Origin of the sequence: Streptomyces sp. NBC_01591 (genome assembly GCF_035918155.1) — a bacterium.
Lineage (GTDB): Bacteria > Actinomycetota > Actinomycetes > Streptomycetales > Streptomycetaceae > Streptomyces.
This window is the reverse complement of record NZ_CP109327.1, coordinates 1561774-1584017: the sequence shown is the minus strand read 5'-3', so window position 1 is coordinate 1584017 and position 22244 is coordinate 1561774. Positions and strand designations below refer to the sequence as shown.

Genomic DNA, 22244 nt, shown 5'->3' with positions numbered 1-22244 from the left:
CCGCGATCAGGCGGCCCTCATCACCCGATCGGTGCCCAGGGGCCGGTGCGGAGCGATGATCTGGCCGTCCGGGAGCAGCTCACCGGTGTCCTCGAAGAGCAGGACTCCGTTGCACAGCAGGCTCCAGCCCTGTTCCGGGTGGTGCGCCGTCAGGCGTGCGGCTTCCCGGTCGGCTGAGTCGGCGGTCGGGCATGGTGGCTGATGCTGGCACATGGCTGGGTTCTTTCGCTGCGTTGTAGTGAATGTCCTGCGGCTGGATGAGGTGTTCATGGCCGCCCCCCGTATCGATCGGTCCGGTCCCAGTGTTGCCCCACGGGCGTCAATCCGCAGGGATTTCGCAGCAGCACTTCCCCTTACTCGAAGGACGCATCACCCGCGCGGACGGTTCACCGCAACTGCACTGTCCCTTCGGGTGGTTCGGGGTGGCCGGACCGGGCTAGTCCGGACGGGCATCGAAGTGCGCCCCCTCAGCGCTGTGCCCCGCCACGGGCTTGAGTTCTAGTAGTCGTTGCAACACCCCAGTTCAGGGGATGCAATGGACTTCCAGATCCGCAAAGAACGCTTGAGGCAAGGGCCCAAGAAGCTGTACCGGGAACGGGAGGCGTACTTCGCGCTCATGAAGCAGGGCGTGAGCAACACGGAGGCCTGCCGAATCGTCGGAATCAACCGGCGCACGGGCAAACGATGGCGGCATGGCTACCAGATCGCAGGCAGGAAGTGGGTGCCCCCGACCAGGGTGGTTCCCACTTCCGGGCCGTCGCGCTACCTGCGAGAAGCAGACCGGATCCACATAGCCGAGCGGCTGAGGGAGAAGGCATCGATACGGGTCATCGCGGCTGAACTGGGACGTAGTCCTTCGACTGTCAGCCGCGAGATCAGACGCAACCGGCATCCAGAAGAGCGGCCAGTACCGCCCGTTCGCAGCTGCGGCCCGAGCCGGGGCTGGCAGGCCCCGGCCGAAGCCGGGGAAGATCGGTCAGAACCCGGAGCTGCGGGAGTACATCCAGGACCGCCCGGGCAGGCGCTGGAGCCCGGAGCAGATGGTCCAGCACCTGCACCGCGACTTTCCCGACCGTCCGGAGATGCACGTGGTCCACGAGACCATCTACCAGGCCCTCTACGTCCAAGGCCGCGGAGAACTCCGACGGGAACTGACCAAGGCTCTGCGTACAGGACGCGCCCGTCGCAAGCCCCGCCGCCAAGCCCAGCAGCGTAATCCCCGCTACTCGGCCCCCATGGTGATGATCAGCGACGCCCGGCCGAGGCCGCTGACCGGGCCGTCCCCGGCCACGGGGAGGGAGACTTGATCATCGGCAGGACAGCGGGTCAGCCACTGGCACACTGGTGGAGCGGACCACCCGATACGTGATGCTCGTCCACCTGCCCCACGGTCGCGGCACTGAGCTCGTGCGCGATGCCCTCCTGGAGACCGTCCAGGTCCTGCCGACACACGTGAAACGGTCGTTGACCTGGGACCAAGGCAGTGAAATGGGCCGCCATCACGAGTTCGCAATCGCGGTCGGCATGCCTGTCTACTTCTGCGACCCTGCCAGCCCCTGGCAGGGTCGCAGAAGTAGAACACCTATGGGTGCAGTCTTGGCGGGCTGAACTTCTCCGACGGGAGGTGTTCGGCGGGACCGTCGGGTGACTCGGAGAACAACGGCCTGCTCCGGCAGTACTTCCCCAAAGGCACCGACCTGTCCGGGCACACCCGGGAGCATCTGGACGCCGTGGCCACCGGGCTGAACAGCCGACCACGCAAGACGCTCGGCTGGGAAACCCCAGCCGAGCGCCTACATGGACTGCTCACGGCCTGATCACCCGACCGCGTGTTGCAACGACTCCTGGAATTCGCCGGGTGGTGGCGGGGCACAGCGTTCTGATGCGGGGGCCGGTTCTCAGGCCGGTGATCCGAGCAGGGGGCCGGGGCCGGGGGGGATGCGCAGCGTCATCACGCGGAGGAGATCGGCGACCCGGTGCGGGCGGTGTGCCGCGATACCCGGTGGGGCGGGAGCCAGCGGAACCAGCAGATCGGCAGGGGCGAGCGTCCCGCCGGAGGCGTCGGCCTCGACGTCGCTGTGCAGCCACAGCGCCAGCATGTAGAGCTCCGGGATGGACAGCAGCCGCGGCTGGTAGGGCGTTGTGGCCGTCTCGGCCTGGCGCAGGGCGAGTTCGGTCGAGGCGATGTAGGGGCCCTCGAAGAAGTGCGAGAAGGTCCAGCCGTCCGGAGTGAGCATGGTGTCCGCCGCGGCGACGGCCTGCTCCGAGCTGTGGATCAGGAACCGCCACGCGGCGAGTCGGGTGGCGGGAGCGAGCCCGCCCGGCCCGATCCGGTCCAGTACATGGACGGGGAGCGGAAGTTCGGGGCTCAGTGGTCCCTCGGCCGACCGGAGGGCGGGCGTGCGGGCTTCGCGGACCGCGGTGGGTGAACCGAGTGCCGCGAGAACGCTGCGCAGAGCGGGCGCGGGAGCCGGGGGAACATGCAGCGGCATAGTGGGTCGCCTCTCACTTCGGAGACACGGTGGTGCGTGGGCGGGTGCAGACGGCGCTGTCGGCATGCGGGGCCAGAGGAGGCCGGTGACTGGGCCGGTGCGTCAACTCTCTGCCTCGTCCGCGGAGTTTATACGACACGTGTTCACGCGGTGATTCCACTAGCCGTCGCAGGTATTGCCGACAAGGCCGTATCGAGACTTTATTATGCGGAGAATCTGCTGATTTTGCGTCAGCGGCGCAGCCGCCGCCTGGGATTTTTCCCGGGCGCGGACGGCCGAAACGCGACGGTATTCACCGCGCGCCGGGCGGGGAAACCTGCTCCGCATCATGCCCATGGAATGTGCCCCGGGCGGCCGCACTCAGATTACTGGGTCCGTGGCGTTCGCAGGGGCGTTATGGATCACCGGCCTGGGCATTATCGATCGTGACGCGAGCGGCCTGGGCCGCGGGCCGCCCACTGAGGGAGGGACGCTTCGATGGGGGAGAAGGTCGTGGCGGGCGCCTTTGACCTGTCCGATCGGCAGGGGTACCGGAAGAAGCTCCACCAGTGCCTGGAGGGACTGGAGCGGCTTCTGGCGGAACGGAGGTTCGACCGGCCGCGCAACCTCATGGGCGTGGAGATCGAGCTGAATCTCGCGGGTGCCGACGGCATGCCGAAGATGATGAATGGGGAGGTCCTCCCGCGCATCGCGAGCCGTGATTTCCAGACCGAACTCGGGATGTTCAATTTGGAAGTGAACATAGTCCCGCACCGTCTGGACGGACGCGTTTTCGATCAGTTGGCCGAGGAGCTCAGGACCGGGCTCGGATATGCCCACCGGAAGGCGGGCGAGGTCGATGCCGGGATCATGATGATCGGTATTCTGCCCACCCTGCGCCGCGAGGACCTCGTCGTGGCGAACCTCTCGGACGCGGACCGCTACACACTGCTGAACGATCAAATGGTGGCTGCGCGGGGCGAGGATTTCTCCCTCGATATCCAGGGCGTGGAGCGATTGGTGTGCACCTCCGCCTCGATCACCCCCGAGGCCGCCTGCACCTCGGTCCAGCTCCATCTGCAGGTGACACCGGCGCGATTCGCGGCCGTGTGGAACGCCGCCCAGGCCATCGCCGGGGTCCAGATCGCACTGGGGGCCAACTCGCCCTTCCTGTTCGGCAGGGAGCTGTGGCGGGAATCGCGGCCGCCGCTCTTCCAGCAGGCCACCGACACCCGGCCGCCCGAACTCCAGAACCAGGGAGTACGGCCCAGGACCTGGTTCGGTGAGCGGTGGGTCGGCTCGGCGTACGAGCTCTTCGAGGAGAACCTGCGTTACTTTCCGCCGCTGCTCCCGATGTGCGACGAGGAGGATCCGCTGCGGGTCCTCGACGAAGGCGGGGTGCCGCGGTTGCAGGAACTGGTGCTCCACAACGGTACCGTCTACCGCTGGAACCGGCCCGTGTACGGACTGGCCGACGGAGTACCCCATCTGCGGGTGGAGAACCGGGTCCTGCCCGCCGGCCCCACCGTCACCGATGTGATCGCCAACGCGGCGCTCTACTACGGGCTCGTGCGGGCGCTCGCCGAGGAGGCCCGTCCGGTGTGGACCCGGCTGCCGTTCGCCGCGGCGGCGGAGAACTTCGACACCGCGTGCCGCCTGGGCATCGACGCGGAGCTGATCTGGCCACGTCCCGGCCGCGCGGGCGGGCTGACCCGGATGCCGGCCGTCAAGCTCGTACGGGACGAACTGCTGCCGCTGGCCGCCGCGGGGCTCGACGCCTGGAACATCGAGCCCGCGGACCGCGACCGCTACCTCGGGGTCATCGAGGAGCGCTGCAAGCGACGGGTGAACGGAGCGTCCTGGCAGGCGGACACCTACCACCGGGCGCGGGAGGCCGGGCTCGACCGGCACGCGGCGCTCGCCGCGACCACCCGGTGGTACGCCGAACTGATGCACAGCGGGGAGCCCGTGCACAGCTGGCCGACGGGTGCCCCCAAGCCGTGAGCCCGCGGTTACTGCTGGGTGGCGTGACTGCTCTGACCGGCCGTCATGACGGCCTGCAGGATCACTGCCTGGATCTCGGCCGGGTCGATGACCTGGTAGCCCCCGCCGCCGGTCACCTTCGCTATCTCGTTCACCTCCTCGCGGTCGGCCTCGGGACCGACCGCGATGGCGAGCAGTGGCACCGGACGCTCCGGATCGGCGATCCGCTTCAGCTCAGCGATCAGGGCGCTGCGGGAGATGGAGAGGTTGTCCTGGTTCGATCCGTCGGTGAGGATCACGACCGCGTTGAACTTGCCCTTCACATAGGTCGCCTGGGCATCCTTGTAGGCGGCCAGCATCGTGTCGTACAGACCGGTCGCGCCGCCCGGCACGGGCTTCAGCGCCGCGAAGGCCGTGGTGAGCTTCTCGCGGTGGGTGCCGCCGCCCTTCGCCGGATCACCCAGCCGGGCGGCCGGCACCAGTCTGCGGTAGTCCTTGTCGCCGTCGAGCGCGGTGGCGAACTCCCAGAGCCCGATCTCGTCGTTCGGGGTGAACTGGTTGAGGGCCTGGATCAGGGACGCCTTGGTGACATCCATCCTGGACTGGTTGCGCCCCGGGACGATCGTGGCCATCGACCCCGACGCGTCGACGACCGTGGTCAGCCGGGCGCTCTGCACCGTGATCGTCCACATGCCCAGGGTCTGCTGGAGCTCTTCGGCGGTCGGTGCGGCGGCGGCCGCGGTGGCGTACGGCTGGGGCTTCTTGCCGCCCGCCGGTGCGACCACCGACTCGGCGGCTGTGCCGTCGACGTTTCTGAAGCCGTGCTTCTCCAGCGTGGCCTGCGAAGAGGGTTCGTCCAGCAGCGTCCTGAACCGCAGAGCCGCGCGGCTCTCGGACGTGCTCATGCTGGTCTCGTCGACCAGCGTGTACGGATAGTTGAGGAGCGGTGTGCCGTCCTTGGGGTAGAAGAGGTCGAGCTTTCCGCCGCCGGTCGACTCCGCGTTGTGGGCGAACGCCGCCTGCTCGGAGAGGAGCACCGCCTGGTTGCGCTCCGGGTTGCCTTGTTCGGCGCCCGAATCGCTCTGTGCCAGTGTTTCCAGCACCTGGGTGTCACCGTCCGACATGCGTTGCGCGAGCAGCTTGGCGGTCGCCGCGACCCTGGTGTCGCTGTCTCCGCCCTGCTTCTCGGACGACGCACCGATGCCGGCGAGCGCCAGCAGACCGGTGGCGCTGCGTGCGGGGTCGGCCGAGCCGAGGCGCACCTTGTCCGAATCCATGGTCGCGGCCGTCAACTCCGCCCAGGAGTACTTCTTCTTCGGCCAGCCGAGACTCTTGGCCGCGGACGGCACCATGGCCATGGTCACGGGGGAGGACGCGATGGAGTCGCCCGGTGTGACCGGGACGCCGTCACCGGAGCCCTTGGCCCGGTCGGGCCAGAGGTCGGAGTCGGGCAGCCAGATCTGGAAGTCCGGGGTACGGGTGTCGCTGGTGAGGGAGTTGGCGACCTTGTAGGAGTCGCGGGCGGTCACCGTCACGTACAGGCAGCGACCGTCGGACCGCACCTCGTCCTTGCGCGCCTTGTCGGCGACGGCGCGAACGGCGGGGGCGATGTCCGGGGAGGCCACCATGGACAGGCGTACGGCGGAGTCCTCGCAGCTCTTCGAGAACGACAGCAGACCGCCCTGCGCCGCGACGGCCGTTCCCGCCGCCACCGCGAGGACGAGCATGGTCGCGATCGCAACAGTGCGCCGACGGCGCGGCGGTGATTCGTCCCCGCTTGCGTCCCTGGCGTAGTCGTCGGGCAAGCTGTGACGTCCCATGTCGGTGGTGCCCCTCCTTGAGGATGAACAAGGAAAAGGGGGACCACACCATCGGCAATGGTGGTTGTCCCCCGGCCTGTCACGCATGATCTTCGTACCTGCATTCGAGACCCTAGCCGGACGGGGAGCAGGATGGGGTGTGAATGCACAACTGAAGGCAGGTGTACAGGTGGAGGCGGGGCGTGTGGCTGATTCTTTCCCCCAAGAGGTTGTTTCGCGACGGATTCTTCGGTCCGAAACGGTCCTCGTGCTGGCTCTCTCGTTGGGTGCCAGCGGGGTGTCTGCCCTGATCAGTTTTGTCGGGTCACTGACGAAACCAGGGGGTTTGAAGGATCAGGCCGCGACGCTCAACAGCTCGTACGCGCCGGGGCGTCCATGGCTGGATCTCGCCTGGCAACTCTTCGGTATCACGACGGCCCTGGTGCCCGTCGCCCTGGTCGCGCATCTGCTCATCCGGGAGGGGGCCGGCCTGCGGGCCATCGGTTTCGACCGCACCAGGCCGTGGCCGGACCTGGGGCGCGGCACGATGGTCGCGGCGGGCATCGGAAGCGCCGGCCTCGCCTTCTATCTGGTGGCCCGGGCTGCCGGGTTCAATCTGACCGTGGTCCCGGAATCACTGCCCGATGTGTGGTGGAAATTCCCGGTCCTGATCCTGTCCGCGATCCAGAACTCCGTCGTCGAGGAAGTGATCGTCGTCGGATATCTGCTGCGCAGACTGGGGCAGTTGGGGTGGACGCCGATGGCGGCTCTGGTCGCCAGTTCGGTGCTGCGTGGTTCGTACCACCTGTATCAGGGGATCGGCGGCTTCATCGGCAACATGGTGATGGGCGTCGTCTTCGTGTTGCTGTACCGGCGCTGGGGGCGGGTCGGGCCGCTGGTCGCGGCGCATGCGCTGCTGGACATCGGGGCGTTCGTCGGATACGCCCTGCTGGCGGGGAAGGTGGGCTGGCTGCCCACGCCGTGAGGGACGGGTCGGGCGCAGGGGGAGTGGAGAAGTGGTCCATGCGCCCCGCGCCGTCGTCCGAGGGGTCAGAGTGCCGTGAGCAGTTCGCCGTCGATGACCGTCACGGCGTCGCCGGTCAGCAGGGTACGGTCGCCGCGAAGCGAGGTCCGGACCAGACCGGAACGGGCGGAGGCCTGCAGTCCGGTCAGATCGTCACGGCCGAACCGGGCCGACCAGAAAGGTGCCAGCGCGGTGTGGGCGCTGCCGGTCACGGGGTCCTCGTCGATCCCGACACGCGGGAAGAAGCCGCGCGAGACGAAGTCGTAGCCGCGGGCCGGGTCCTCCGCGGCGGCCGTGGCGATGACACCCCGCCGGGAGACGTCGGCCAGCCTGGCGAGGTCGGGGGTCAGCCCTCGTACGGTCGCCTCGTCGGACAGTTCGACGACCAGGTCGCCGATGTGCGGGCCGGTGTCGTGGACGGAGAGCGGTTCGGCGCCCAGAGCGGCGGCCAGCCCGGTCGGGGTGGCCTCCGGAGTCAGCGGGGACGTGGGGAAGTCGAGGGTGATCGCACCGTCCGGGCGGGCGGTCGCGGTGAGGATCCCGCACCGGGTCGCGAAACGCATCGTGCCGCTCGCCGTCCCGGTGGTGTGAAGGACATGCGCGGTGGCGAGGGTGGCATGCCCGCACATGTCGACCTCCGTGATCGGGGTGAACCAGCGAAGTGCCCAGTCGGCCTCGCCGCCCGGGGGCAGCGGGTGGGTGAAGGCGGTCTCGGAGAGATTCAGTTCCATGGCGATCCGCTGGAGCCGGTCGTCGTCGGCGAAGGTGTCGGAATCCAGGACCAGGACTCCCGCCGGGTTGCCGGTGAAGGGGCGGTCGGTGAACGTGTCGACGATTCGAATCCTCATGACGCGACCTTACGTATGGTGCAGAGCCGTGTGCCAAGGCCAATTCTGTGTCGCTGGACCTCTGCGCCATCGGCCCTGGAACGCCGACCGGCGAACGGTGTCGGTGGCACCCGATACGGTCCGCGTATCGGACCGAGGAGGGCCTGCCCCATGGGAACCAGGTGGAGCTTGACGATCGACTGCGCGCAACCGGCGAGGCTGGCCGCGTTCTGGGCGCTGGCACTGGGCTATGCGGAGAAGCCCGCGCCTGCCGGGTTCGGGAGCTGGGAGGAGTGGTTCTCGCATCATGAGATCCCGGAGGACGAGTGGGACCAGGGTGCGTACCTGTCCGATCCGGACGGGGTGGGTCCCAGTCTGTCCTTCCTGCAGGTGCCGGAGTCGAAGGTCGTGAAGAACCGCCTGCACCTGGACGTACAGGTGGGCGGCGGTCGTGACACCCCTTGGGAGGAGCGATGGCCGCGTGTGGCCGAGGCGGTGCAGCGCCTGACCGCCGCCGGTGCGACCGTGGTCCGTGCGGACGAGTTGCGGGGCAGGCCGGACCATGTGGTGATGGCCGACCCGGAAGGAAACGAGTTCTGCCTGCTCTGACGGTGGCTTCCGTTCCGCACGGCACGCTGCTTCGGCGTCCGGGCATCGCTCCCCGGCGACGGCGCGGTCCGGGCTCACGCGTTCCCGTCGGCCTCCCGGTCTGCTTCCCGAGCGGCGCGCTCCAGCCGGTTCCGATGGTTCTCCCACCACACCGAGTCGCCCGGCGGCATGCTGTCGTTGCCCTTGCTCATCCCGACGGCACCGTCGACGAGTTCCCGGACGATATCGGCGTGCCCGGCGTGCCGGTGCGTATCGGCAACCACGCGCACCACGGCGTGATGCAACGTCACCTCGTTCCTGTCGCTCGGCCACCACGGCACCCGGCCTATCGTGTCCAGCGCCAGTGCGTCGATCGTGGCGTCCGCGTGCGCCCATGCCCGGCGGTACAGCTCCACGATCTGCTCGCGTGACTCGTCGGCGGTGACCCACATGTCCGCGTTGGCCTCGGCGCCGTCCTCGACCCAGGGCAGCGGCTCGCCGGACGGCCGTCCGAAGGTGTCGCCGAGGTAGCCCAACTCCACGCTGGCCACGTGCTTGACCAGGCCCAGGAGGTTGGTGCCGGTCGGCGTCAGCGGGCGGCGGGCATCGTACTCCGAGAGCCCTTCGAGTTTCCACAGGAGGGCGTCGCGGGCGGACTGCAGGTAGAAGTGAAGGTCGGCCTTGCGATCCGATTCGGTCATGGCGCCAGTCTGCCGCTCGCGCGATCTTTGTTCACCGCCTTTGTCCGACGCGCTTGTCCGCCCAGCATCGCGTTCGACCTCAGGATCAAGGGCGGTCCGCGGCTGGCGGTCGTCGTCGACGACGGAACGATGACGGTGACCCGCGACGCCCCGCCGCGCGCCTACGACTGCACGATCACGGCGGCACCGGTCACGTTCCTGCTGGTCTCCTTCCGGCGCACGCCGATCTGGAAGGCGATCGCGTGCGGCCGGATGCGGGCCGGCGGCCGCAGGCCGTGGCTCGCCACACGGCTCGGCGAACTCGTCGCCACTCCCTGACCCGGGAAACGGCTCCGCCCCGCGGAACGTCGTCGGCACCATCGATCAGCCGGCCGTTCGAAGCGGTCAGGTATGTGCCGACGCTTCTCTTCTCCCTCGTGCCGGTACGGCCAGTACGGTCGCGAGACGATTCCCGCCACCCTCGGCACTCCGAGACGGAATGCGGGTCCCAGGTTGGGCTCAACGGCAGAGCTTCATGATGGTGTCGTCGAAGTCGGGAAACTCTTGTGTGGCCTGCGCGATGATCGCCGCTGCCGATGTGCGGCGGTCCGGAGCGAATCGCTCCGCGATTGCTACCAGGTCGCGATTGACCTGGGGAGCCCAATCGGGCTCGGGCTCGTACGTGGTGGCTGCTTCCCACGGGCCGAAGCCGTCAGCCAGCAGCCACACGAAGGCGTCCAGGTCGCGAGCGACGACGCCCGTCTCTCCTTCGGAGCCCAGAAAGACAACGGGCTGCTCCACCAGTTGCCGACCTGGGCGGACCAGCCAGAACGCTGCGTATCCGCCGGTGCCGTCCTGGCCGAATACGCGGAAGCCGTCGCCGTTCAGCTCGCCGTTGCCTGTCCACGCGCGGAACCACTCAGTGGTCTCATCGGCGGTCAGGAAGGATTCGTAGGGTTCGAAGTCGACACCGTCCGCGCCCGTGTATTCGAGCCGGACCGCCATGGCGGCGGCGAGCGCGGCAGGGAACTGGCGGTCTCCGTTCGAGGTCATGCGAGCAGAGTAGCGATCGGCAAGGGATTGTCAGGCGATCGGTTCCGATATATCGTTGACGCATCGCGACAGATCAACGATGGAAGGAGCGTAGCGATGCGTTCACATGGACACGAGCAAGAGTTCGGGCATGGACATGGGCACTGCGGGCCCGGTCATCAGGGGCGTGGCGACTTCGAGGGGCGCCGGGCGGCCTTCGGGCAGTTCGGGCCGCCGTTCGGGGGCGGGCCCTTCGGGGGTGGCCCCTTCGGTGGCGGGCGCGGCCGGGGTGGCGGCAGGGGGAGGGCGCGGCGTGGTGACGTACGCGCGTCGATCCTGGCGCTGCTGAAGGACCGGCCGATGCACGGGTACGAGATGATCCAGGAGATCGGTGAGCGCAGCGGCGGGGCCTGGCGGCCCAGCCCCGGCTCGGTCTATCCGACCCTCCAGCTGCTGGAGGACGAGGGCCTGATCGTCAGTGCGAGCGAGGGTGGCAAGAAGCTGTTCACGCTTACCGACACCGGCCGCACCGAGGCGGAGTCGGGGCCCGAGGCGCCCTGGGAGGAAGCCGGGCGTGGCGTCGACTGGGAGAGCGTCAACGAGATCCGGCAGGCCGGCTTCGGCCTGATGGAGGCGTTCGGCCAGGTCTGGAAGACCGGCTCGGCCGATCAGCGCCAGAAGGCGCTCACGGTCATCAATGACGCCCGTAAGAAGCTCTACCTGATCCTTGCCGACGAGCACTGAGCCCGTGGGTACCACGCACGCGGGCGCAAGTGCCCGTGTGCGTGGTGCCCATGGTTGCGGCGCCGAGGGCCTCGCGGTCGAGCCGCGAGGCCCTCACTCGTCGGCCGGGTGGCGTCAGGCGGCGATGAGTCCGCCCAGCTTGCGCAGTGATTCGACGAGCGCGGCCGTCGCCGAGTCCTTGAGCTTTCCCGCCATCAGGGAGACCGCGGCGCCGGTGAACTCCCCGTCGATGCGGACCGTGGTCGCGTCCCCGTCGGCGGTCAGTGAGTAGCGCATGGCCAGGCTGACACCCATCGGGCCCTTGCCCTTGGTGGTCAGCAGGCGCGCGGTCTCCAGCTCCGCCACCGTCCAGGTCACCTCGGCCGGGAAGCCCATGAGCTTCATGTTCTCCTCGTAGGTGGCCGCGAGTTCGAGTGTCGCCGGACCACCCTTGGGGAAGCTGGTGTGGGTGGCGTTCCACTGGCCGTACGCGGTGAAATCCGTCAGCTGGGCCCACACCTTCTCGGCCGGTGCTTCGATGCGTGCCTCTGCACTGACTTCGGCCATGCGACCACCCCTTCTCGGCGGGTTACGGTGTCGCGGAACGTAGCCGCACCGGCGGGAACATTCAATACTGATGAACCGTCATATCCATATGGCCGGTTCCTTCCGCTCCCGCTCGCCAGATCAGAGCGGCGTCGAACCGGTCGAAGGCGCGCGGGTGCGGACCGTCGTCGTGGCAGTGGAACGCGGCCCAGAAGAGGTCGGCGTGCAGGGCGTCGGCCGGTGCGTGGACCCGGTACACGTACTCCCGCCCGTCGAGCGCCGGCAGGGCGACCAACCAGGACACGTCCGCGGGCTCCCTTCCGGCTGTCGCATGGGGGTATGGCCTGTGGGACGTACAGCGGCGGCTTCCGGTTGCCAGGGGAGCGCGTGGCAAGGCGGCGCGCGCCCTTTTCTCCGATCGGATCCAGAAATGGCGATATCTCATCCGCAAGGAGGAGAAACCGTTCGGGTGTGCCCAACTTGCGTCGGATGCCTGGATGGGTCCCTCCGTGGATGCGTCGGCGCTGCGGGACTGATGGGGTGAGAGAGTGCAAAACCGGATGCCGCGGATACCTCAGCAACCCGTACCGAACCGCGCCGAGCTCGACGCCAGACTCACGGTGGAGCTGGCCGCCGTGGTGACGGGCGCCCGCAGGCGTGCGCTGCGCGACGGTGACCGGCAGATCGACACGGCGCATCTGCTGCACTCCCTCATCGAATCGGACCCCGCGGTGCGGGCGGCCTTCGAGGGCGGACCCCAGCTGGCCAGGGTGCTCGGCTATCTCGTCCAGCGCAGTATCGGATACGGGCTCCGCTGGCAGGGCTCGGTGGAGGACTCCGGCGCCGTCCCGGTCGTCCCGGACCCGGATTCCGTCGCGCGGGACGCGGGGACGGAGGGCTGGTCGCCCTTGGCGGCTTCGGTGATGGCCGGAGCGCTTGAGCGGGCGGAGTCGCGCGGCGACGTGCGGGCCGGGGGGCTCGATCTGCTCGCGGCCATGGCCATGGATCACGAGTGCCGGGCCGTCGAGGTGCTGGTGCGGGGCGGGGTCGACGCGGATCGGCTCGCTGCCCGGGTTGCGGGCGCGGCCGGTCAGGGTGTGTCGGAGACCGGCAGCTGATCGCCCGGTGCCCGGCGGCCGGCCCGGCCCCGGGAACTGACAGGGAGGGCTGTCGTGGAGCGATGTACCCGGCGGCGAGCATGTCAGGGGTCACCGGGGTGACGCTCCTGACCGCAGCTGTCATGATGGGCCGATGCACGCGTCTCAGGGGAGAAGCGCCAGCCTGGGACTAGCCCTGGCCTCGGCGTTCGCATTCGGTGGTTCAGGGGTGGCGGCGAAGCCGCTGATCGAGGCAGGGCTCGATCCGCTCCACGTGGTCTGGCTGCGGGTGGCGGGCGCGGCCCTGGTCATGCTGCCGGTGGCCTGGCGCCACCGGGATCTCGTGCGCAGCCGGCCGGTACTGCTGCTCGGCTTCGGGCTGCTCGCCGTCGCGGGTGTGCAGGCCTGCTACTTCGCCGCGATCTCCCGTATCCCCGTCGGTGTCGCTCTCCTCGTCGAATACCTGGCGCCCGCGCTCGTGCTCGGCTGGGTCCGGTTCGTCCAGCGCAGGCCAGTGACCAGGCGGGCCGCGGTCGGTGTGGTGCTCGCCGTCGGCGGACTGGCGTGCGTGGTCGAGGTCTGGTCGGGGCTGAGCTTCGACGTGGTCGGACTGCTGCTCGCGCTCGGTGCCGCCTGCTGCCAGGTCGGCTACTTCGTCCTGTCGGACCAGGGGAGTGCGGACGCGGCGGACGGCGTCGAGTCGCCGCATCCCGTCGGTGTCATCGCCTACGGGCTGCTGATCGGTACGGTCGTTCTCACCGTGGTCGCACGGCCCTGGGGCATGGACTGGTCGGTCCTGGGCGGCACGGCCGGCATGGACGGCACGGATGTTCCGGCCTGGCTGCTGCTCGTCTGGATCGTGCTGCTGGCGACCGTGATCGCCTACGTGACCGGGGTGATCTCGGTGCGGCTGCTCTCGCCCGCGGTGGCGGGCGTGGTCGCCTGCCTGGAGGCGGTCATCGCCACCGTGCTCGCCTGGGTGATGCTCGGCGAGCACCTGTCGGCGCCCCAGCTCATCGGCGGTGCCATGGTGCTGATCGGTGCCTTCATCGCCCAGTCGTCAACGCCGCGGACGCCCTCGGGCCCCGTCGCGTCCGGGCCGGGCGCGGGGGCTGCCGAGGGACCGGACGCCGACCGCACCGCCGCCGAGGGGGAGTTGTCCGCGGGTCGTGCCGCGACGTGATGTGACGATCACACATTCGACCGTGCTCTCGCCGCCCGGCGCCCGGCGCGGGCGGGCCCATCGCCCGGCGGCGGGGCCCGCCCACCCCTTGGGGTGCCTCAGAGCGCGGTGATGTAGTCCGGCACCCCGATCGCGGGGTCGAGGTCGTCCGAAGGGAGCGGCGTCGCATAGCCGCGGGCGAGCGGGACGACGCCCGCCCAGTGGGGCAGCTCGAGGTCGCGGGGTTCGTCGTTGGGGCCGCCCGTGCGGATCTTGGCGGACACCTCCCGCAGGTCCAGCCGGATCACAGCGGTCGCGGCCAGCTCCTTCTCGTCGGCGGGCCGGGAGTCGGCGGACCGGCCCGGCACCACGTGGTCGACGATGGCGTCGAGGGCGGTCCGCCGCTCCTGCGGGTCGGTGACCGTGTGCGCGATGCCGTGGACCACCACGGAGCGGTAGTTGATCGAGTGGTGGAAGGCGGAGCGGGCCAGCACCAGCCCGTCGACATGCGTCACCGTCAGGCACACCGGAAGACCGGGGTCGGTGCGGCCCGCCTCGCGCAGCGGCCGGGAGCCCGTCGAGCCGTGCACGTAGAGCCGGTCGCCCACCCGGCCGAAGAGTGTCGGCAGGACGACGGGCGCGCCGTCACGGACGAAGCCGAGGTGGCATACGTACGCCTCGTCGAGTATCGAGTGGACCACCTCCCGGTCGTATGCCGCCCGTTCACGGGAACGGGTCGGGACGGTGCGCTCGGTCGGCTCGTATCCGGCTGCGGCATCCGGGGCCGTGCTCTGCGGCGATGCGGTGTCCGACATTGCGCGCTCCATTGCACTAGTGCATAATCTTGTTTGTGCTAGGAGAGTATCGGATTGTTGGGCGGCGCGCATCGGAGATTGCCGCCAATGTGGAGCGCGCGGTCGGGTCCGGTGAGCTCGAACCCGGTCAAGTGCTGCCTCCCATGCGCGAGTTGGCCGATCGGCTGGGGGTGAACCCGAATACGGTGGCGGCCGCCTACCGCACGCTGCGCGAGCGCGGGGTGATCGAGACGGCCGGGCGCCGGGGCAGCAGGGTGCGGCCGCGTCCCGCGAGTACCGCGCGCGGTTCGCTCCGGGTCGAGGCGCCGGCCGGCGTGCGGGATCTGGGCGCGGGCAACCCCGATCCGAGCCTGCTGCCCGCGCTGGAGAACGCCCTCGCGGCGGTCGCGGGGGAGTACGCGCGGCAGCCCGGAATGTACGGACAGGCGCCGGTGGACCCGGAGTTCGCCGACCTCGCCCGTGCCGCACTGGACGCCGACGGGGTGCCGGCCGGACCCGTGGTCGCGACCTCCGGATCGCTGGACGCGATCGAGCGCATTCTGGTCGCGCACCTCAGGCCCGGGGACGCGGTGGCCGTCGAGGACCCCGGCTGGGGCAGCATGCTGGATCTCGTACCGGCGCTGGGACTGCGCCCCGTGCCCGTCGCGGTCGATGACGAAGGGCCGCTGCCCGATGCTGTCGAGCATGCGCTGAACGCCGGTGCCCGCGCGCTCGTGGTCACCGACCGTGCGCAGAATCCGACCGGAGCGGCGATCGGTGCCGGACGCGCCTTCGAGCTCCGGGGAGTCCTCGCCGGACACCGCGGTGTCCTCCTGATCGAGGACGACCACGGGCACGGCATCGTGGATCTGCCGCTCCATCCGTTGGCGGGCGCCACGGACCGTTGGGCCTTCGTGCGGTCCGTCGCCAAGGCATACGGGCCGGACCTTCGGGTCGCCGTGCTGACCGGCGACCCGGTCACGGTCGACCGGGTGGCGGGGCGGCAGCGGCTGGGCCCCGGCTGGGTCAGCAGACTGCTGCAACGGACCGTGGTGCACCTGTGGACCTCGGGTGCCGTCGACCCGGGCGAGGTCGCGCGGGCGTACGCGAGGCGGCGGGACGGTCTCGTGCGGGCGCTGGCGGAGCGGGGTGTGGAGGCCCACGGACGCAGCGGGATGAATGTGTGGGTGCCGGTCGGTGACGAGACCGGCGCCGTGGCAAGGCTGCTGCACTCCGGCTGGGCCGTGGCGCCCGGGGCGCGGTTCCGGATGACCGCGCCCCAGGGAATCCGGCTCACCGTCTCGTCGCTCGCCGAGGCCGAGCTCGGGCCACTGGCGGATGCGGTGGCGGCAGCGGCGGGACCGGTGAAGCCGCTGGCCTACGGGTGATCCTTGGCCCTGGCCCGGCCGCCGGAGGCCCGGCCGCCCCGGGCCCTGCTCTGGGTGAGAGCGGCGCCCGCCAGGACCACGAGGGCTCCCACCGGAGTGTTCCAGCTCAGCTGCTCGCCGAGCACGAGCACTCCGGCGGCGGTGGCGATGACCGGGATGAAGTAGGTGACCATCTGAGCGGTCGTCGGTCCCACCTCCTCCACCAGGCCGTACTGCAACAGGACCGCGAGGCCGGTGCCGAGCGCACCGAGGGCCACCACGGCCAGGGTCGGGAGTAGCGGGAATCCATCGGGGGCCGAGGTGAACAGCGGGGTCACCAGGGCGAGCTGCACTGTCCCGAGGAAGAGCTGACTGCCGGTGAGCGTCAGCGTCGACGAACCGCTGCCCGCCAGCGTCCTGCGGACGTAGATCCAGCCGATCGGATAGCTGAGGGAGGCGAGCAGGGCCATGGCCGTGCCGGTGAAGTCCAGCCCGGAGAAGCCCTGCCAGGCGCCCAGCACGGTCAGTACGCCGAGAAAGCCGAGCCCGAGTCCGGCGACACGGCGACGGGTCGGCCGGTCCTCGGAGAGCGCGACGAGCGACAGCGCCATGCCCCACAGGGGCGAGGTCGCGTTGCAGATGCCTGCCAGCGTCGACGGAATGGTCAGCTCGGCATAGGCGAAGAGCGAGAACGGAAGAGCGTTCAGGAAGAACGCGGCGACGGCCAGGTGCCCCCACGTGCGGGCGCCACGGGGCAGCCGCTCGCGCCGGACCACCATCGCGACGGCCAGCACCGCCGTGCCCGACAGCAGACGGCCCAGGGTGACCTGGAACGGGGCGTACCCCTCGGTGCCGACCTTGATCAGCAGGAAGCTGAAGCCCCAGATGAGCGAGAGCGCCCCGAACCGGATCCGCCAGTCCAGCGCCGGGCGAGCGACGGGCGCCGTAGCCGTGGCGGCCGGCGGGACGGCCGTCGGGGCCGGGACGGAGGGCTCCGTGGGAGGTGGGCTCTTCGGTGTGGCGGCGACGCTCATGGGCTCAACGATGGCGAACCGGACTACGTAGAACAAGCGAGATTTTGTGCGGAGGTCTGCGTAGCATTGCTTACATGTTGAATCTGGAGCGCCTGCGCACCCTGGACGCACTGGCCCGGCACGGTTCCGTGAGCGGCGCCGCCGAGGGGCTGCATGTGACCACTTCGGCGGTCTCCCAGCAGATGGCGAAGCTGGAGCGGGAGGTGGGGCAGCAGCTCCTGGCCAAGAACGGGCGCGGGGTCCGGCTCACCGACGCCGGCCGACTGCTCGCCGACCATGCGGCCCGGATCCTGTCCCAGGTCGAGCTGGCCCAGTCCGACATCGAGGCGCAGCGCGGTGAGGTGGTGGGCGAGATCCGGCTCTCCGCCTTTCCGACCGCGGCCCGCGGACTCTTCCCGGCGGCACTCCACGCGCTGCGCGCGAACCACCCCGAACTGCGCGTGCACACCCGGGAGCTGGAGCCCGAGGACGGAATCCGTGCGGTGATCCGGGGCGACGTCGACCTCGCGGTGGTGCTCGACTGGAGCAACAAGCGGCTGCCCGTGCCCGCAGGCCTGGCCAAGGCCGAACTCCTGGACGACGCACCGGACATCGCGATGCCGGCCGGTCACCGGCTCGCCGACCGGGACGAGGTGGACCTGGAGGACTTCGCCGACGACGACTGGGTGTCCTGGCCCGAGGGCGAATTCTGTTACGACTGGCTGATGTTCACCCTCCGCTCCAAGGGCATCGAACCGCGCATCGCGCACTTGGCGGGCGAGCACCACACCCAACTCGCCCTGATCGCCGCCGGGATGGGCGTCTGTGTGGCGCCGAGGCTGGGCCGCGGGCCGGTGCCCGACGGGGTGCGGCTCGTGCCCGTACGGCAGAAGATGCGACGTCACGTCCACGCCGTGTGGCGTACCGACGCGGACCGGCGCCCGTCGATCAGGGCGGCGGTGGCCGCCCTGCGCGCGGCGGGCCTGGAGCTGGACGCGCAGTGAGCCACGGGCACCGACGCGGTGTGCGGGGGTTTTCCTCAGCACCGGGGTCCACCGATCGGTGGACGGCTCGCAGGAGGTGGCTCTCACGCCGTGGGCGGGCTCGCGAGCTTCCGGAAGTCCCAGGAGGTGATGGTCTGCGGTGTCAGTCGCAGCCAGGCGTGACGGCCGTCGTGCGGCATGGTGTCCATCCCGAAGTACTTTGCCGCGAACAGCCGCTCCGGGACGGTGAGTTCGGGGCACGGCTCGCCGGTTCGGGGCGCCTCGCCGACGGGGACGGCCTCGCCGGAGAGCTCGATGCCGCGCAGATCCGCGTACTCCACTCCGTCGTCCACGACCACCGCGATCCGCGGGTCATGGCGCAGCTGGGACCAGCGCAGGCTGCGGGTGATCGAGTACAGCCAGAGCGAAGTTCCGTCCCAGGCGAACCAGAGGGCGCCGATGTGCGGGCGGCCGTCCGCGGACACGGTGGCCACGCGGCAGGTGCGCTGCTCGGTGAGACAGGTGTCGCGTTCGGCGTCCGTCATCATGATCCGACGGCCCCGTCGCTGAATGGCGGCCATGGGGGTGCCCCCTCCCATTGTCTGACTGTGTGTCAGAAATCATGGGGTCTCTTCCCTCATCGCGCAATGGCGGTTAGCCTCGCGCGCCCGGTCCGCCGCAGAAAGGGTCAGCCGTGCCGTCGAAGAATCAGCTCGTCGAGCAGCTCGATCCGGCCACCACCGTGCTTCTGACGGTCGAATGCCAGCAGGGGGTCGTGGGCCCGGGGAGCGCACTGCCCGAACTGGCCGACCAGGCCCGCTCCTCCGGCGCCCTGCACCGTGTCGCACGGCTGGTCGCGGCCGCGCACGAGGCCGGGGTCCAGGTGCTGCATGCGGTGGCCGAGCGCCGCCCCGACGGGCGGGGCGCCAACAGCAACGCCCGGCTCTTCCGGGCCGCCGGGCGGTTGCCCGTGCAACAGCATTGCGGCACCACGGCGGTACGGATCGCCGCACCGATCGAAGTGGCCGACGAGGACCTCGTCGTACGCCGACTGCACGGCCTCTCGCCCATCGCCGGCACCGATGTGGACGCACTGCTGCGCAACCTCGGCTGCCGGACCCTCGTCGTCACCGGGGTCTCGGCCAATGTCGCCATTCCCAACGCGGTGTTCGACGCGGTGAATCTCGGCTACACCGCCGTGGTGCCGTCCGACGCCATCGCGGGGGTGCCGGCCGACTACACCCCCGCGATGATCCGCAACACGCTCGCCCTCGTCGCCACCATCACGAACACGGACGAGGTACTGGGCTGCTGGCTGAGCCGGACATCCCGCAGGGGCCGTTCCTGACGAGGGAGGGGGTTTCTCCCGCCGGAAACGCTCACGCCGCCGCGGCGCGTTCGGCCGCGGCCAGGATTCGCCTCGACGGCGGTGTCGTAGATCGTCTTCTGGCTCACCCGGGCCAACTCGTCGATGTGCGCACGGGTGGTGGGGTAGTCGCCTTCCGGGAGCCGGGCGTAGACCCGGGTCCGGGTGGCGTCGCCCTTGGCCCGGTTCTCGCTTCGGGCCTGGCCGTGCAGCTCAGCTCCAGCCGGCTGCTGTACATCATGGGACGCGACGGGGTGCTGCCCGCGCGGATCTTCGGATCCCTCCACCGGCGCACCAGGACCCCGGTGTTCTGCCTCCTGTTCACCGGAGCCATGTGCTTCCTCGGCCTCGGCCCCTCCCTGGAGACCGCGACCTCGTTCATCAACTTCGGCGCCTTCCTCGCCTTCACCGCCGTCAACGCGTGCGTCATCGTCTGCTTCGTCCGCAACCGCGGCACCAGTGGTGTCAAGGTGCTCGGCTACGCTGTCGCGCCGGCATTCGGTGCCTGTGTGACGATCTACTTGCTGACGCAGCTCAGCGCGATGGCTCTCACCAACGGCGGGTGCTGGCTCGCCATCGGATTCGGCTGTCTCCTCCGGCTCACCCGGGGATTCCGAAGGCCGACTCCCGAACCGGGCATGAGCGACGGCCCGGCAGAAGCGGTCGGGGACAGGATGGAGCAGGCGGTCGTGGTCCTGTCAGGTGGCGAGGCGATCAGGGCGCGAGCGTGATCGAGCCGCCCGCGACCGTGATCTTCTTGGCGGGCAGCGGCTCGGTGGCGGGTCCATGCGCCACCGCACCCGTGGACGCGTCGAACCTGCTGTCGTGACAAGGGCAGTGGATGGTGCCGTCCGAGACGCTCGACACCGCGCATCCCTGGTGGGTGCACTTCGACGAGAACGCCTTGAACTCGCCGGCCTTCGGCTGGGTCACCACGACACCCCGGTCGGCGAAGACCTTTCCGCCGCCCTCGGGGATGTCGGCCGTGCTCGCCAGTGCGCCGCCGCCGCCGTCCGTTCCGTCGTCGGCCGGCCTGACCATATCCGAACCGCCCGAGTCCTTCTGGTCGCCGCAGGCGGTGAGTACGGCAGCCACCGAGGCGGCCCCGGCCGCGACGACAACGGCCCGGCGCCCGGGACGGCCCTCGTGGTTCCGCGATGTGTTCATACTGGCTTTCCCTTCTGTAGTTCCGCAGTGTTCACGATTTCGGTCCTCGACCAGGGGTACGCGCGGCGGGCCCCCTGTGTTCAACGCCCAGGGACTTCTCGGGGTACTCCCGCGGCCGGCGGCGCGGCGGAGAACCGCGGCATGCGGACGACGACCACACTGTCATCGGCAGGTCCGTGCACCGGCATGAGCGGGGCACGTGGATTGTCAGAGGCGTCTGCGAGGCTGAGCGGCATGACAGTGAGGAACTTGAACGACCTCGAGCGGGCCATTCGCGGCGGTTGGGGCGCGGACACCACGACGCCGGATCACCGTCCGAACTGGACTCCGGACAATCCGGCGCGCGACCAGTGCGGTGTCACCGCCCTGGTGGTGCACGATCTGCTGGGCGGTGAGCTGATCCGCGGTGAAGTTCATGTCAACGGCGAGCGAGTGGACTACCACTGGTGGAACCGTCTGGGCATGGGGATCGAAGTCGATCTCACCCGCGAGCAGTTCCGCCCGGAAGAGATCGTCGTCGGAGGGGATGTGATCGAACGACCTGCGGAGATCGTGCGGCTCCGCGAGGAGTACGAACTTCTCCGCAGCAGAGTCGTGGCGGTGCTTCGTTCGTAGGCGTCACCTCTCCGGGACGACGGAGTCGGGGCCGCAATCGGCCAGACAGCCTTCGGCGGTCAACGAGCCGGTGACCACGAACGGGGCCACCACGTCCAGATGCCCCTTCACCATGAGATCCCCGTAGTGGAAGAACGGCGCGTCCATCCGCTGGTCACCGACCAGGGCACGGTCCGTACGGGCGTCGTCGCCGAGAATCTCCGCGCACAACTTCGGTATCAGCGGTACGTGATCGGGATCGGCGTCGTTTGCGGAGCTCTGCGACGAATGCCTGGAAGCTGTCGAACTCCGGCCGCACGAGCTCTGTCAGCCAGCCGCTCCCGTCCCCGACCCCGGCTGCGCGGAACGCTTCGGACATGGCGCCCCGCTTCGCCTCGGCGACCCGGCGGGTGACCGCCATGTCGATGGGCAATGGCCCGTCGACGTCATGGGTGGGGCCGACGGCAGCGGATCGGGTTCTGTTCACCGAGTCATGGCGGGATTCTATGAACCACCACTGACAGCCCGTCCCGTCGACGGGGCTCCGCGCCCGCCTCCAGAGGTGTCGGCGCTGCGCCTGGTGAGCGTGCCGCTCTCCAGGCCGAGTTCGCGTTCGGCCGTGCTGACGGCCATCCGCGTGACGGCCTCGGGGCGGTCCGCGGTTTCGGTATTGGCGTGTGCGCCGAGGCCGTCGATGACGACCAGGATCTGAATGGTCGCCACATACGGGTCGGCGGTGCGGAAGTCGCCGCACTCGACCCCGTCACGGACGAGGTCCTCCAGGCGGCCCCGCCACAGCGCTTCCTGGTGGCCGACCCTGTCGCGGAGGGCGGGCCGGTAGCGGCTGAGGTGCCGGGCGTTGATCCACAGCCGGCTGATGTCGTCGTATGCGGCGCCCGTCGCGAGCGCGAAGAAGCGTGCGAGGCGGTCCGTGGGTGTTTCCGCTGTCCGGTCCGTCGGCAGCAGGGTGTTCAGTTCGGCACCGGCGGCGGTGCCGAACGCCTCGGCCACGAGGTCCTCGACCGCGG

Annotated in this window: 26 protein-coding genes and 1 pseudogene; 13 read left to right on the top strand and 14 right to left on the bottom strand. The window is 69.8% G+C overall.

Annotated elements, in window-relative coordinates:
* Positions 1 to 6: 6 nt before the first annotated feature.
* Complete coding sequence (locus OG978_RS07450; protein ID WP_311203086.1) at positions 7 to 213, bottom strand: DUF5999 family protein; 207 nt, start codon at positions 211 to 213, stop codon at positions 7 to 9.
* 322 nt (positions 214 to 535) lie between these two features.
* On the opposite strand from OG978_RS07450, the pseudogene OG978_RS07445 reads away from it, so the two are divergent.
* Positions 536 to 1817: pseudogene (locus OG978_RS07445) on the top strand (IS30 family transposase).
* 81 nt (positions 1818 to 1898) lie between these two features.
* Here OG978_RS07445 and OG978_RS07440 read toward each other — a convergent pair.
* The gene (locus OG978_RS07440) at positions 1899 to 2492 is read right to left on the bottom strand and encodes a hypothetical protein (protein ID WP_326764437.1); all 594 of its coding nucleotides are present in this window, start codon (positions 2490 to 2492) and stop codon (positions 1899 to 1901) included.
* A 477-nt stretch (positions 2493 to 2969) separates the two neighbouring features.
* Here OG978_RS07440 and OG978_RS07435 point away from each other — a divergent pair, with 477 nt between their 5' ends.
* Complete coding sequence (locus tag OG978_RS07435; RefSeq protein WP_326764436.1) at positions 2970 to 4475, top strand: glutamate-cysteine ligase family protein; 1506 nt, start codon at positions 2970 to 2972, stop codon at positions 4473 to 4475.
* Between the two features lie 8 nt (positions 4476 to 4483).
* On the opposite strand, the gene OG978_RS07430 is transcribed toward OG978_RS07435, so the two are convergent.
* A complete protein-coding gene (locus OG978_RS07430; RefSeq protein ID WP_326764435.1) occupies positions 4484 to 6274 on the bottom strand; it encodes a substrate-binding and VWA domain-containing protein in 1791 nt (596 codons plus the stop codon).
* A 184-nt stretch (positions 6275 to 6458) separates the two neighbouring features.
* Between OG978_RS07430 and OG978_RS07425 the strand changes: the two genes are divergently transcribed.
* Positions 6459 to 7238, top strand: a complete 780-nt coding sequence (locus OG978_RS07425) for a CPBP family intramembrane glutamic endopeptidase (RefSeq protein WP_326769960.1) — start codon at positions 6459 to 6461, stop codon at positions 7236 to 7238.
* Positions 7239 to 7303: 65 nt separating this feature from the next.
* Here the strand turns inward: OG978_RS07425 and OG978_RS07420 are convergent, their stop codons facing one another.
* Positions 7304 to 8125 carry a PhzF family phenazine biosynthesis protein gene (locus OG978_RS07420; protein WP_326764434.1) on the bottom strand — a complete coding sequence of 274 codons (822 nt, stop codon included), beginning with the start codon at positions 8123 to 8125 and terminating at the stop codon, positions 7304 to 7306.
* 150 nt (positions 8126 to 8275) lie between these two features.
* On the opposite strand from OG978_RS07420, the gene OG978_RS07415 reads away from it, so the two are divergent.
* Positions 8276 to 8713, top strand: coding sequence for a VOC family protein (locus OG978_RS07415; RefSeq protein WP_326764433.1), 438 nt, complete (start codon positions 8276 to 8278; stop codon positions 8711 to 8713).
* Between the two features lie 74 nt (positions 8714 to 8787).
* Here the strand turns inward: OG978_RS07415 and OG978_RS07410 are convergent, their stop codons facing one another.
* Positions 8788 to 9393, bottom strand: coding sequence for a DinB family protein (locus OG978_RS07410; protein ID WP_326764432.1), 606 nt, complete (start codon positions 9391 to 9393; stop codon positions 8788 to 8790).
* Between the two features lie 27 nt (positions 9394 to 9420).
* Between OG978_RS07410 and OG978_RS07405 the strand changes: the two genes are divergently transcribed.
* A complete protein-coding gene (locus OG978_RS07405) occupies positions 9421 to 9711 on the top strand; it encodes a hypothetical protein (protein ID WP_326764431.1) in 291 nt (96 codons plus the stop codon).
* A gap of 180 nt (positions 9712 to 9891) precedes the next feature.
* On the opposite strand, the gene OG978_RS07400 is transcribed toward OG978_RS07405, so the two are convergent.
* Positions 9892 to 10425 carry an SMI1/KNR4 family protein gene (locus OG978_RS07400; protein WP_326764430.1) on the bottom strand — a complete coding sequence of 178 codons (534 nt, stop codon included), beginning with the start codon at positions 10423 to 10425 and terminating at the stop codon, positions 9892 to 9894.
* 96 nt (positions 10426 to 10521) lie between these two features.
* On the opposite strand from OG978_RS07400, the gene OG978_RS07395 reads away from it, so the two are divergent.
* Positions 10522 to 11148 carry a PadR family transcriptional regulator gene (locus tag OG978_RS07395; RefSeq protein WP_326764429.1) on the top strand — a complete coding sequence of 209 codons (627 nt, stop codon included), beginning with the start codon at positions 10522 to 10524 and terminating at the stop codon, positions 11146 to 11148.
* A gap of 114 nt (positions 11149 to 11262) precedes the next feature.
* Here the strand turns inward: OG978_RS07395 and OG978_RS07390 are convergent, their stop codons facing one another.
* On the bottom strand, positions 11263 to 11694 hold the full coding sequence (locus tag OG978_RS07390; protein ID WP_326764428.1) for a type II toxin-antitoxin system Rv0910 family toxin: 432 nt from the start codon (positions 11692 to 11694) through the stop codon (positions 11263 to 11265).
* 61 nt (positions 11695 to 11755) lie between these two features.
* Positions 11756 to 11977, bottom strand: coding sequence for a hypothetical protein (locus OG978_RS07385; RefSeq protein WP_326764427.1), 222 nt, complete (start codon positions 11975 to 11977; stop codon positions 11756 to 11758).
* A gap of 244 nt (positions 11978 to 12221) precedes the next feature.
* Here OG978_RS07385 and OG978_RS07380 point away from each other — a divergent pair, with 244 nt between their 5' ends.
* Both OG978_RS07380 and OG978_RS07375 read left to right on the top strand, forming a co-directional pair.
* Positions 12222 to 12791: a Clp protease N-terminal domain-containing protein gene (locus OG978_RS07380; RefSeq protein WP_326764426.1), complete on the top strand. Its 570-nt coding sequence runs from the start codon at positions 12222 to 12224 to the stop codon at positions 12789 to 12791.
* Between the two features lie 133 nt (positions 12792 to 12924).
* Positions 12925 to 13953, top strand: a complete 1029-nt coding sequence (locus tag OG978_RS07375; RefSeq protein ID WP_326764425.1) for an EamA family transporter — start codon at positions 12925 to 12927, stop codon at positions 13951 to 13953.
* A 98-nt stretch (positions 13954 to 14051) separates the two neighbouring features.
* On the opposite strand, the gene OG978_RS07370 is transcribed toward OG978_RS07375, so the two are convergent.
* Positions 14052 to 14747, bottom strand: coding sequence for a pyridoxamine 5'-phosphate oxidase family protein (locus OG978_RS07370; RefSeq protein ID WP_326764424.1), 696 nt, complete (start codon positions 14745 to 14747; stop codon positions 14052 to 14054).
* Positions 14748 to 14782: 35 nt separating this feature from the next.
* Between OG978_RS07370 and OG978_RS07365 the strand changes: the two genes are divergently transcribed.
* Positions 14783 to 16114 carry an aminotransferase class I/II-fold pyridoxal phosphate-dependent enzyme gene (locus OG978_RS07365; RefSeq protein ID WP_326764423.1) on the top strand — a complete coding sequence of 444 codons (1332 nt, stop codon included), beginning with the start codon at positions 14783 to 14785 and terminating at the stop codon, positions 16112 to 16114.
* Here the strand turns inward: OG978_RS07365 and OG978_RS07360 are convergent.
* A complete protein-coding gene (locus OG978_RS07360) occupies positions 16105 to 17127 on the bottom strand; it encodes a DMT family transporter (RefSeq protein ID WP_326764422.1) in 1023 nt (340 codons plus the stop codon). The two genes, OG978_RS07365 and OG978_RS07360, sit on opposite strands and share 10 nt — an antisense overlap.
* Positions 17128 to 17201: 74 nt before the next feature.
* On the opposite strand from OG978_RS07360, the gene OG978_RS07355 reads away from it, so the two are divergent.
* Positions 17202 to 18110, top strand: a complete 909-nt coding sequence (locus tag OG978_RS07355) for a LysR family transcriptional regulator (protein WP_326764421.1) — start codon at positions 17202 to 17204, stop codon at positions 18108 to 18110.
* An 83-nt stretch (positions 18111 to 18193) separates the two neighbouring features.
* Here OG978_RS07355 and OG978_RS07350 read toward each other — a convergent pair whose 3' ends face one another.
* Positions 18194 to 18670, bottom strand: coding sequence for a pyridoxamine 5'-phosphate oxidase family protein (locus OG978_RS07350; protein WP_326764420.1), 477 nt, complete (start codon positions 18668 to 18670; stop codon positions 18194 to 18196).
* A gap of 113 nt (positions 18671 to 18783) precedes the next feature.
* Here OG978_RS07350 and OG978_RS07345 point away from each other — a divergent pair, with 113 nt between their 5' ends.
* A complete protein-coding gene (locus OG978_RS07345) occupies positions 18784 to 19437 on the top strand; it encodes a cysteine hydrolase (RefSeq protein WP_326764419.1) in 654 nt (217 codons plus the stop codon).
* 125 nt (positions 19438 to 19562) lie between these two features.
* Positions 19563 to 20186, top strand: a complete 624-nt coding sequence (locus OG978_RS07340) for an APC family permease (RefSeq protein WP_326764418.1) — start codon at positions 19563 to 19565, stop codon at positions 20184 to 20186.
* Here the strand turns inward: OG978_RS07340 and OG978_RS07335 are convergent.
* Entirely contained in the window at positions 20170 to 20622 is a 453-nt protein-coding gene (locus tag OG978_RS07335; protein ID WP_326764417.1) for a Rieske (2Fe-2S) protein, read from the bottom strand. The two genes, OG978_RS07340 and OG978_RS07335, sit on opposite strands and share 17 nt — an antisense overlap.
* A gap of 234 nt (positions 20623 to 20856) precedes the next feature.
* On the opposite strand from OG978_RS07335, the gene OG978_RS07330 reads away from it, so the two are divergent.
* Positions 20857 to 21237: a YunG family protein gene (locus OG978_RS07330; RefSeq protein ID WP_326769959.1), complete on the top strand. Its 381-nt coding sequence runs from the start codon at positions 20857 to 20859 to the stop codon at positions 21235 to 21237.
* Between the two features lie 3 nt (positions 21238 to 21240).
* Here OG978_RS07330 and OG978_RS07325 read toward each other — a convergent pair whose 3' ends face one another.
* Positions 21241 to 21447, bottom strand: a complete 207-nt coding sequence (locus OG978_RS07325) for a hypothetical protein (protein ID WP_326764416.1) — start codon at positions 21445 to 21447, stop codon at positions 21241 to 21243.
* Between the two features lie 273 nt (positions 21448 to 21720).
* Positions 21721 to 22227, bottom strand: a complete 507-nt coding sequence (locus OG978_RS07320; protein WP_326764415.1) for a TetR family transcriptional regulator C-terminal domain-containing protein — start codon at positions 22225 to 22227, stop codon at positions 21721 to 21723.
* Positions 22228 to 22244 lie beyond the last annotated feature (17 nt).